Source organism: Janibacter hoylei PVAS-1 (assembly GCF_000297495.1).
Classification (GTDB): Bacteria; Actinomycetota; Actinomycetes; order Actinomycetales; family Dermatophilaceae; genus Janibacter; species Janibacter hoylei.
The window spans coordinates 1-10271 of sequence record NZ_ALWX01000072.1; the positions used below are offsets into that span (position 1 = coordinate 1).

The 10271-nt window shown below is 68.0% G+C and carries 11 protein-coding genes and 1 pseudogene; 7 read left to right on the plus strand and 5 right to left on the minus strand.

The window, feature by feature from the left end; translation table 11 throughout:
• The first annotated feature begins 196 nt into the window (after nucleotides 1-196).
• Nucleotides 197-694 (plus strand): hypothetical protein, encoded by a 498-nt coding sequence (locus tag B277_RS13585; RefSeq protein ID WP_007929223.1) that lies wholly within the window; start codon nucleotides 197-199, stop codon nucleotides 692-694.
• A gap of 432 nt (nucleotides 695-1126) precedes the next feature.
• Here the strand turns inward: B277_RS13585 and B277_RS13590 are convergent, their stop codons facing one another.
• The 3 genes from B277_RS13590 to B277_RS13600 all read right to left on the minus strand — a co-directional run bounded on the left by B277_RS13590 (nucleotide 1127) and on the right by B277_RS13600 (nucleotide 3226).
• Nucleotides 1127-1621 carry a MerR family DNA-binding protein gene (locus tag B277_RS13590; protein WP_007929224.1) on the minus strand — a complete coding sequence of 165 codons (495 nt, stop codon included), beginning with the start codon at nucleotides 1619-1621 and terminating at the stop codon, nucleotides 1127-1129.
• Between the two features lie 292 nt (nucleotides 1622-1913).
• The gene (locus tag B277_RS13595) at nucleotides 1914-2849 is read right to left on the minus strand and encodes a cation diffusion facilitator family transporter (RefSeq protein ID WP_040881646.1); all 936 of its coding nucleotides are present in this window, start codon (nucleotides 2847-2849) and stop codon (nucleotides 1914-1916) included.
• A complete protein-coding gene (locus B277_RS13600; protein WP_040881648.1) occupies nucleotides 2849-3226 on the minus strand; it encodes an ArsR/SmtB family transcription factor in 378 nt (125 codons plus the stop codon). The genes B277_RS13595 and B277_RS13600 overlap by 1 nt, the downstream gene beginning before the upstream one ends.
• A gap of 123 nt (nucleotides 3227-3349) precedes the next feature.
• Between B277_RS13600 and B277_RS13605 the strand changes: the two genes are divergently transcribed.
• The 6 genes from B277_RS13605 to ccsB all read left to right on the plus strand — a co-directional run bounded on the left by B277_RS13605 (nucleotide 3350) and on the right by ccsB (nucleotide 8211).
• A complete protein-coding gene (locus B277_RS13605; RefSeq protein ID WP_238148262.1) occupies nucleotides 3350-4075 on the plus strand; it encodes a sensor histidine kinase in 726 nt (241 codons plus the stop codon).
• Nucleotides 4076-4310: 235 nt separating this feature from the next.
• Nucleotides 4311-4817, plus strand: coding sequence for a TlpA family protein disulfide reductase (locus B277_RS17030; RefSeq protein ID WP_083853789.1), 507 nt, complete (start codon nucleotides 4311-4313; stop codon nucleotides 4815-4817).
• Entirely contained in the window at nucleotides 4780-4905 is a 126-nt protein-coding gene (locus tag B277_RS17035; RefSeq protein ID WP_238539411.1) for a redoxin, read from the plus strand. Before B277_RS17030 ends, B277_RS17035 begins: the two co-directional genes overlap by 38 nt.
• The gene (locus B277_RS13615; RefSeq protein WP_007929231.1) at nucleotides 4905-5681 is read left to right on the plus strand and encodes a cytochrome c biogenesis CcdA family protein; all 777 of its coding nucleotides are present in this window, start codon (nucleotides 4905-4907) and stop codon (nucleotides 5679-5681) included. Before B277_RS17035 ends, B277_RS13615 begins: the two co-directional genes overlap by 1 nt.
• A complete protein-coding gene (gene resB, locus B277_RS13620; protein WP_007929233.1) occupies nucleotides 5681-7249 on the plus strand; it encodes a cytochrome c biogenesis protein ResB in 1569 nt (522 codons plus the stop codon). The genes B277_RS13615 and resB overlap by 1 nt, the downstream gene beginning before the upstream one ends.
• Nucleotides 7246-8211: a c-type cytochrome biogenesis protein CcsB gene (ccsB, locus tag B277_RS13625; RefSeq protein ID WP_007929235.1), complete on the plus strand. Its 966-nt coding sequence runs from the start codon at nucleotides 7246-7248 to the stop codon at nucleotides 8209-8211. Before resB ends, ccsB begins: the two co-directional genes overlap by 4 nt.
• Nucleotides 8212-8422: 211 nt before the next feature.
• Here the strand turns inward: ccsB and lnt are convergent, their stop codons facing one another.
• Together lnt and B277_RS20385 are read right to left on the minus strand one after the other, a co-directional pair.
• The gene (lnt, locus tag B277_RS13630; protein ID WP_274517183.1) at nucleotides 8423-9547 is read right to left on the minus strand and encodes an apolipoprotein N-acyltransferase; all 1125 of its coding nucleotides are present in this window, start codon (nucleotides 9545-9547) and stop codon (nucleotides 8423-8425) included.
• Between the two features lie 31 nt (nucleotides 9548-9578).
• Nucleotides 9579-9968: pseudogene (locus B277_RS20385) on the minus strand (hypothetical protein); the annotation flags it as partial.
• Between the last annotated feature and the right edge of the window lie 303 nt (nucleotides 9969-10271).

The following is a 10271-nucleotide window of genomic DNA, read 5'->3' on the forward strand; positions in this document are numbered from 1 at the left end:
GAGGATCGCAACCCTCGAATGGGTCGACTGGTCACAACAAGTCACCGCCTTCACGGCCACTGCGGCGACGTCCCGCCCGCCGAGCTCGAGGACCGCTACTACGCTGAGACGACCAACCGCCCGGCAACCGCCGAGACGGCACAACCAGCCCTCCACTAAACCCGGGGCGATCCAGTCGGGTCTGGAGCATCAGTTGATGATGATGCTCGATCGGGACCAGAACGTCGCGTGGCTTGTGGCCCAGCCCTTCCTCCTTCGGTGGTCACCGAAGAAGTCGCACTATCCCGACCTCCTCAGCCTGGGCGTCGACGGGTCGGTGACGGTGTGGGACGCGCGCCCGGCCGAGTTGCAGGACATCGACTTCAACTGGAAGGTCGAGAAGAGCGCGGAGGCGTGCACCGCCCGCGGGTGGCGGCACCGGGTCTTTCCTGGCCTATCGCGTGCGGAGGAGGTCAACCTGCGCTGGTTGTCGATGGCCCGAAGGGAGCAGCCGTGGATGCCGGCCGCGAGGGTGCGCCTGCGCGAAATAACGCGCGGTCCTTATGTGACCTTCGGGGACATCGCCTCGGCAGATGAGGGTGGCTATCTCCTGTCGACACTGTGGCATCTGGCCTGGCGAGGCGATGTCCAGTTGGACCTTGCTGGCCGATGGGGCGAGGGCACTCGCGTGGTCTGGGCGGGTGAGCGGTCGTGAGCGTTGTCGAGAAGCAGCGGAGACTGCGCACGACACACGGGCTACATTGCACAGATGGACCGTCTGCCATGACTCCGCGCAATGTGCTTTGGTCGAGCTGCACAAGGAATGATCCCAGGTACGCGGGATGGTTCAACGGGTCGGTCGAGCGGCAGCTGACGATATTTGAGTTCGTCGCTGAGAGCCCCCAGAGGTCTGGACCATTGGGCTGCTCCGCATAGGGCACCGTCACCGGGCACTTTCCCGGACGGGTCTTATGGGACGCCCGAACATGCGTTCGTGCGCCGACCTGCGCCGTCACCGCAAGGGGATCGTCACCGCATCGCCCTACGTGACTCAGAACCTGACGTCAGTGGACCGCCAGCGCCTCCCCTGCGGGACGGCGAGGTCGTCGTCCCGCGCTTTGCTCACGGGGACGAGAGCTCTGTGGGGCTACAGGTAGCGGCAGACCTGGCCGGCGTCGTTGGTGTCGGGCTCGTCGAAGGCGACGTTTTCGTGCAGTTGGGACACGGTGGCGCGGAGGCCCTGGAGGGCGCCGATCTGGTCGTCCAGGTTGGCCAGTCTCTCGGCGAGCAGACTGTGGACGTGCTGGCACGGCGTGCGACCGGCGTCCCGGATGTCGAGGACCTCGCGAATGTTGGTGAGTCTGAGACCTGCGGTGCGCCCACGGCGGATGAAATCCAGACGGGCGATGATCTCCGGAGGGAAGTCCCGATAACCGCCGGTGGTGCGCGCGGCCGGAGGCAGCAACGCATTGGCCTCGTAGTAGCGGATTGTCTTCGTCGTTGTGCCGCTGGCCTCTTCCCAGCCACGTAGACGGCCCTTGATGAGGTCGATGAGCCGCTCGATGCCGATGAAGAAGACTCCGCCCCCGACGAAGGCCAGGATGAGAACCCATGGTGGGGATGCGTGTAGCGCCTCGGGCATCAGAGCTCCAGACCGACGACCGCGAGGACGATGCCTCGGCCAGGTGCAGCGCCAGACTCAGCGCGCGTTCGGAGACATCGACCACCTCGGCTGCGAGGCCGCCGAGGAAGTTGCCGACCGCCGGTAGAGCGGCCAGAGCCAGTACCAGGCAAAGCCGCTCATCCGGCTGGCTCTCGTCGCCGGTGCAGTGGTCGCTCCTCAGTCGTCGTCATGTTGGAGGGCTTCTCCCATAGCATCCCGCCCCTCGCAAGGGGGATCGTGACTGCGCGTGGCCGGGGTCGTTCTTGCTGATTCACGCGTGCTGGATGGCGTGGCACGTTCGGTCTCGTAGTGCGGTGGTTTCCAGCTGGATGGTGGCGTGGTCGAAGGAGACCGGGAAGTGCTCCTTCATGCAGGAGCGGATCTGCTCGAGGATCTGGGGTGCGTGCCCGGATTCGAAGCATTCGTCGTCGATCACGACGTGGGCGGAGATCACGGGCAGGCCCGTGCCGATGGTGGAGGCATGCAGGTCGTGCACCTCCGTGACGTGGTCCAGCTCCAGGACGTGTGCTCGCACGATGTCGAGGTCGACGCCCTCGGGGGTGAACTCCATCAGCACGCGTGTGGTCTCGCGCAGCAGGGTGACGGCCCGGGGAAGGATCAGGGCGGCGATGAACAATGCCGCGAAGGTGTCGGCTCGCTGGAATCCTGTGGTGGCGATGACGATGGCAGCCACGATCACGCCGATGGAGCCCAAGGCGTCGTTGAGGACCTCGAGGAAGGCGGCGCGCATGTTGAAGTTGGCTTCGCGGCTGGAGGCCAGGATCCCCATCGCGGCGAGGTTCGCGACCAAGCCGATCACTCCGAAGACCAGCAGTTCTGTGCCCGGCACCTGGGTCGGCTCGAAGAGCCGGCGCACTCCTTCGACTGCGGCGTAGGTGCCGACCACGAGCAGCAGCGCGGCCTGGCCCAGTGCGGCGACGACTTCGATGCGGGCGAATCCCCAGGTGCGTTTGCTGCTGGGTGGGCGCAGCATCATGGTGGCGGCGATGGCGGCGACCAACAGACCGCTCCAGTCCGATAGCGCGTGGGCGGTGTCTGTCAGCAACGCCAAGCTGCCGGTGACGACGCTGCCCACTGCCTGGGCCACGACGATGAGTGTGGTGATGCCCAGGGCGAAGAGCAGTCGGTTGCGTAGGGCCCGGCTGGGCTGTCCCGGTGGGCGTGCGTGGCTGTGTTCGGCGCCCATCACAGCTCCTCTGCGGTCAGCTGGTCGTGGTCGCGGTGATCGCGCAGTGACAGCAGCATCCCGGACGCGGCGAGGAACGCGTCGGCGTCCTCGAGCACGGCGGACAGCCGCGCGGGGTCGGCCAGTGCGAACCACGAGGCGCGACCTTCGGTGCGCAGGGTCACCAGGCCGCAGTCGCGCAGGCATGCCAGGTGCTTGCTGACGGTGGACTGGGCCAGGTGCATGTGGTCCACCAGGTCGCGGACGCGGTGCTCGCCACTGGCGAGGTGCTCCAGCAGCGCCAGTCGCGTGGGTTCGGCCAAGGCGTGAAACAGTGCGGCACGGGCGCCGCGGTCTTCCATTCCGACTATCTCGCCAAGACCACCATTAATCGTCATATAGCGATGCTAGCACCTCCGAACGATGAGCCGTTCTCCCGTGGAACCCGATTCGGCCCGAGAATAGAACAGGTCAGCGTCTGATGTATGGTCACGGCATGCTGAACATTGAACGGCGCTTGGATGTGGTCAACCGGCTGGGGCGCGGCCCGCATGCAGGGGGTCGAGGACACCCGACGGCGGATGCTGTCCGACCTCGCCCACGAACTACGCACGCCGATCGCGACCCTGAGCGCCTACCACGAGGGACTGCACGACGGTGTCGTCACCCTCGGTGATGACTCTCGTATGGCGTTGACCGCCCAGACGGAACGACTCGCGCGACTGGCCGAGGACATCAACGAGGTCTCTACGGCCGAAGAAGGACACCTCGCCCTCGACATCCAGCGCCACAAGGTCGCTGACCTGTTGTGGGCAGCCTACGGGGGCATGCGGGACAGCTACTCGGAGAAGGGCCTCAACCTGGTCCTGGAGGTTGACGAGGCGACAGGACTCGAGACCCTGGTCGATCCCGTCCGATTCGCCCAAGTCATGACCAACCTCCTCAGCAACGCCCTCAGGCACACACCTGCAGGCGGAACGATCACCCTCGCGGCGGGCCGCGAGGGCGGTGAGGCCATCATCACCGTCACCGACACCGGTGAAGGTATGACACCCGACCAGGTGCAGCACGCCTTCGAACGCTTCTATCGCGGGGACTCGGCCCGCACCAACGACCGACGAGGCTCCGGCATCGGCCTGACCATCAGCAAGGCCATCATCGACGCGCACCATGGGGACCTCACCGCGTCCAGCCCCGGGCCCCGAAGGGGCTCGTGCTTCACCATCTCCCTGCCGCTCGTGCGCTGATAGAACGATTTCGCCGAAAGCCTGATGCAATGCTAGGACCCAAGTACTGACACCCCTGACCTTGGGCTCCGGGTCTAGCCTGAGAGGATCGGTGCCATGAGTCAGCAGAAGGTGAGCCTGATCGATTCCTCTCTGGTTGGCAACCCGATTCTTGGTCGACCGCCCTTCGCCCGACCGCACCTTCGGCTGCACGCCTGTACGCGCGCAGTTCGATGACCTTGGAGCCTGCCCCTCGATGACTGCCCACCGTCCCACCCGCCGTACCGTCGTCGCCGCCGCGAGCACCCTCGCAGTGATGGCGGTCGCCGGCTGCTCGTCCTCCTCCGACACCGCGGATGCGGCCCAGGACGCCGGGTACCGCTCCGGTGACGGCACCCTGCACCTCATCCCCGCGGCCGAGCGCGACGAGCCGGTCGAGCTCGCCGGCGAGACCATCCAGGGCGCGACCTGGGACAGCGCCGACGAGCGCGGCGAGGTGGTCGTGGTCAACCTCTGGGCCAGCTGGTGCGGTCCGTGCGCCAAGGAGGCTCCGCACCTCGTCGAGGCCCACGAGGAGACGAAGGGGGGAGGACGTCGCCTTTGTCGGTATCAACTACCGCGAGTCCTCCAAGGAGACCGGGCGGGCGCAGGGGGAGGAGTGGGGCTTCGTCTGGCCTTCCGTCTACGACAAGTCCGGCCAGAGCGCGATCGACATGCAGGGCAAGATGACCACCCAGCCCTCGACCGCGGTCCTCGACCGTGAGGGTCGGATCGCCGCGGTCGTCCTCGGTCCCGTCACCACCTCCACCCTCGTCGGCGTCGTCGAGGACACCCTGGCCGAGTCGGCCTGATGACCGCTGTCCTGCCCGCGCTCGCCGCGGTGCCCACTTCGCTGAGCGACCAGGTGACCGGCGGGGCCCTGCCGCTCGCAGTGCTCGTGGCCGCCCTCGCCGGCCTGGTCTCCTTCGCCACCCCGTGCGTGATTCCGCTCGTGCCGGGTTACCTCGGGTACGTCACCGGGCTGTCCGACGTCGCTCTTGAGGAGCGCAGCCGCGGCCGGATGATCGCGGGTGCGCTGTTGTTCATCCTCGGCTTCACGTTCGTCTTCGTCCTCGCGTCGCTGTTCGTGGCCACCGCCGGCCGCGCGCTGGTGGAGCACCGGGTGCTGCTGATGCGCGTCGGCGGCGTCGTGGTGATCCTGATGGCCCTGGTCTTCCTGGGGGCAGGCACGCAGCGGACCTTCCGCCTACCGGTCAAACCCGCGACCGGGCTGGCCGGGGCGCCGCTCCTCGGCGCCGTGTTCGGCCTCGGGTGGGCGCCGTGCATGGGTCCGACCCTGGCGGCGGTCCTCGCCCTCAACCTCGCCGGTGATGCGTCGACCACCCGTGCGGTGATCCTCGCTGTCGCCTACTGCCTGGGGCTGGGTCTGCCCTTCGTGCTCATCGCGGCCGCCTACGAGCGCTGGGCCCCGGTGTCCGCATGGTTGTTGCGTTACCAGCGCAGGATCCAGGTCGCTGGCGCGATCCTGCTGATCATCGTGGGTCTGCTCCTGCTCACCGGCGGCTGGGACTACCTGACCCGGTGGTTGCAGACCCAGCTGATCAGCGACGTGGAGGTCCTCATCTGATGGCGATCGGCACGAAGCCCGACCCGAAGCAGGACATCACCCAACCCAGGCTCGGTGTCGTCGGTTGGGCGCGGTGGGGCTGGCGGCAGCTGACGAGCATGCGCACCGCGCTCTTCCTGCTGTTCCTCCTGGCGATCGGCGCGGTGCCCGGCTCGGTCTTCCCGCAGCGCAGCATCGACCCGGCCCAGACCGACGCCTGGCTCGCGCGGCACGAGACGACCGGGCCGTGGCTCGACCGGCTCGGGGCCTTCGACGTCTACTCCTCGCCGTGGTTCTCGGCGATCTACCTGCTGCTCTTCATCTCCCTCATCGGCTGCATCCTGCCGCGCACCGCCGTGCACTGGAAGGCGTTGCGCAGCAAGCCCCCTCGCGCGCCCAAGCGGCTCGAGGCCCACGCCGAGGGCGAGGTCGAGGGCAGTCTCGAGGAGGTCCGCGAGGCCGCGACTACGGTGCTGCGGGGGCGCCGCTACCGCGTCGCGAGCCACGACGACGTCAGCGTCTCAGCCGAGACCGGCTACCTCAAGGAGACCGGCAACCTGATCTTCCACACGAGCCTGGTCGCGCTGATCATCGGCGTCGCGATCGGCTACCTGTGGGGGTGGAAGGCCGACATCATCGTCCCCTCGGGCGAGTCCTTCGTCAGCACCGTCACCCGCTTCGACACCTGGGCGCCGGGGCCCTTGGTCGACGAGTCATCGCTGGCTCCCTTCGTCGTCGCGGTCGACGAGATGACGGCGGACTTCAACGACGTCGATCCCAACGCCCGCAGCTTCGGCCAGCCGCGCGACTTCGAGGCACAGGTGCGTGTCGACCCGGTCGAGGGTGAGTCCTTCACCGACGAGATCAAGGTCAACGCACCGTTGGAGATGACGGACGCGACCGTCTTCCTGCTCGGCAACGGCTACGCCCCCGTCGTCACGGTCAAGGACGCGCAGGGGGAGGTCCTCTACAAGGGGGCGACCCCCTTCCTCGCGCAGGACGGCAACTACCGCTCCACGGGTGCGATCAAGGTCGGGGCGGCCACACAGCCCGAGCAGTTCGGCTTCGTCGGGCTCTTCCTGCCCACCGCGACGATCGACCCGCAGCAGGGCCCGATCTCGGTCTTCCCCGACACCCGGGCACCGGCGCTCGCCCTGAGCCTGTACACCGGTGAGCTCTACCCCGGGGGCCAACCGCAGTCCGTCTTCACCCTCGACACGAAGTCGATGGACAAGGTCGAGACGACCGACGGCACCGACCAGACGCGGCTGTGGCTGGCCCCCGGCGACACCAAGACGCTGCCCGGCGACCGGGGCACGATCACCTTCGACGGCATCGAGCGGTACGCCGGTTTCTCCGTGCGCCATGACCCGGGCGAAGAACTGACCCTCGTCTCCGCGCTGCTGGCGCTCGGTGGCCTCATCACCACGCTGCTGGTCAAGCGGCGGCGGGTCTTCGTGCGGCTGCACGAGGAGGAGGGCCGGGTGCGGGTCGAGGTGGGCGGCATGAGCCGTGACGACGACGAGGGACTGACCGAGGTGGTCAAGCAGGTGCGAGACCGGCTCGTGGGAGAATCGAGGACATCATGAACAACGAGATGCTGGCCCAGTACGCCAACTACGCGCTGGCCTCGGCCGCGCTGGTCATCACCGTGGCGATGCTCTGCTACGCCCTCTACCTCGCGCAGGCCGTGCCGATGCGTGAGCGCGCCGAGGTCGGGTCCAAGGTCCCGGCGATCGTGGGCGGTCCGGCCGATGGCGAAGGGGGGTCTGCCCCAGCCGAGACCGGCTTCGCGACCGCTGGTGAGACCGCGGTGCGGGCACGCAAGGCCGCCGGTGTCGCCGGCTCCCTCTCGTGGCTCGGCGCCGGGTTCCTGCTGCTGTCGTTCGCGCTGCGCGGGTTCGCGGTGGACCGATTCCCGCTGGGCAACCTCTTCGAGTTCAGCATCGGCGGGGCCTTCTTCGCCCTGGCGACGTTCAGCGTGGCCTCGACGCGCCGCGACCTGCGCTGGCTCGGGGTCTTCGTCACCGCCTTCGTCACGCTGCTGCTCATGGTCGCCTCGACCGCCTGGTACGTCGAGGCCGACGAGGTCGTGCCCTCGCTGAACTCCTACTGGCTGCCGATCCACGTCACCGTGGCTACCCTGGCGGTCGGCGTCTTGACTGTGGGCGCGATCGTCAGTGGGCTCTACCTGCTCAGCGACCGCGAGGTGGGCGGCGAGCGCTTCTGGCGCAAGCTGCCCCCGGCGCAGTCGCTGGAGAAGCTCTCCTACTCACTGCACATCATCGGCTTCCCCTTGTGGTCCTTCACCCTCATCGCCGGCGCCATCTGGGCGCGCGAGGCCTGGGGTGCGTACTGGACGTGGGACCCCAAGGAGGTGTGGACCTTCGTCATCTGGACGGTCTACGCCGCCTACCTGCACGCGCGCGCGACGAAGACCACCCCGCGCCGGACCGCGAACTGGATCGCCGTCGCGGGGTTTGCGTGCATCATCATCAACTACACCGTCGTCAACTTCTACTTCATCGGCATGCACAGCTACGCCCAGTAAGGCCACCATGATCCGCTACACCCTCCTTCGCCTCTACGGTTTGGCAGGCCTCAGGAGCGCGTCACCCTGACGCATGTTTCGGTGACGCCTCCGCGGTCCTGGGCTGCGGTGGGGCGGACGCCCCGTCCGTCGACATTCCGTGGGACTGACGGAGGTTCGACGATTGCCGGACCGCCGCAGCCACCCATGCAGGTTGAGGATGGACCGCCGGTCAGACGGAGCGCCGACGGGTGGCGTGGACGCCCACCGGTGCGATGAGAACGAGTAGTGCGAGCACGAGCATCGGGGTGTCGCCCATGCGCGCATAGGGAGTCAACCCGGTCCGCAACGGGACGCTGGCCCTCATCAGCTCTCGCGTCCCCAGACCACTGAGATCGGTCAGCGCACCGTCGGGTCGGATGATGGCCGAGTACCCCGTGGGTGCGGCCTGCAAGACAGCGCGACCGAACTCCCGGGCGCGCAGGCGGGACGCGGCGACTTCGATGGCGGGGACGGTCCGGCCGGTAAAGGACGAGGCGCTCGTGGGAGCGAGGACCAGCTGTCCGCCGGCATGCACCGCCGCGGCGACCCGGTCGGGGAAGAACGTCTCGTAGGAGATGACGATGCCCAACGGTGGTGTCCCACGCGGTTGGAGCACTGCGGGGCCCTGGCCGGCGATGGCATCGCGCGGCACCAGTCGGGTCAGGTCGCTGAGTGGCTCGACCAGATCCCGCATCGGCAGGTACTCGCCGAAGGGGACGCGGTGGTGCTTCTCGTAGCGACCCAGCAGGTTCCCCTCCGGGCCCCACAGGACGGACGCGTTGCGGAAGCGGTCCCGCCCTTCGGCTTCGGTGGTCCCGACGACGAGGTTGGTCTCGAGCCGTCGGGCCAGGTCGGCGAAGCGTGCACCCACGGATGTCTGGCCTATCGGACCGTCGACGTGGGCGATACTCTCCGGCATGAGCACCAGGTCCGGTGATCCGGTGATGCCTCGGGCGGCTCGCAGGTGCTCGGCCGTGGCATCCACCGACTGGATCACGTGCACCCCCCGTGCACCGCCTCCTTGGACGAGCACCGCGTCGAGCGTGCCCGCTGCCGCGGTCCCTGGGGTGTCCGGCAGCGCCGGTGGCACGACGAGCGCCACCAAGGCACTGATCGCAGCGACAGCGCGGGTCCGTTTCGACTCGAGGACGAGAGCAGCCACCGCGGCTCCGGTCAACGCCGCGAGTCCGGTCACCAACAGGGAACCACCGACAGGGGCCGCGCCCAGGAACGGCCCGTCGACCTGGCTGAAGCCCAGAGACGGGAGCGGGAACCCGCCGAAGGGGAAGCGGTTCTGCACCGCCTCCAGCAGCACGAGCGCGGCGGGGGGTGGTCAGCCACCAGCCCCGCCTCCCGGGACGCCGGGTGACTGCGCCCGCCCGTGTCGGGCCCCCGAACGACACCGCTGCGACGAGCACCAGCAGTGCTGTCTCAAGAACGACGACGGCCAGGTACCCGCCGCCGGTGAAGTCGGTGAGCCAGCGCAGGGCGATGCCGTAATGGACGACTCCAGCCAGCGCGCCGAGCCACAGACGTTCACGCAGCGGACGACCAGCCAGGGCCAGCATGAATGCAGTAACCCCCAGCGGGAAAAGCTCCCACCACCCGCGTGGTGGCAACGCCAACCACCAGAGGGTCGCAGCCGTCACCATCAGGGCGGCATCCAGCACCGACCCACGCGAAGTCGCGCTCCTCGTTCGCCGCACGGTGTCGGGGAGGCGGAAGCCAATGCTCATCGATCTGGAGAGCTCCACGAGAGGCGCGTGGTCGGCCAGGCCGGACAGGATGGTCACCGTTGCGACGCTAGCCGCAACGACCGGACATAGACAACTGGATCGCCCCGGGTTGGGTGGAGGGCTTGATCTCCCCAGGAGGATGGAGTCATGCCTGCACCGAGGAAGTATCCCGATGAGATTCGTCAGCGAGCTGTGAGGCTGGTGCGTGACCGTCTTGCGGCCGAGCCGGGGTTGCCGGTCTCTCGTGCCTGTSSGCTCGTGGGTGAGCAGCTGGCATCAAGTGGCGACACGCTGCGTAACTGG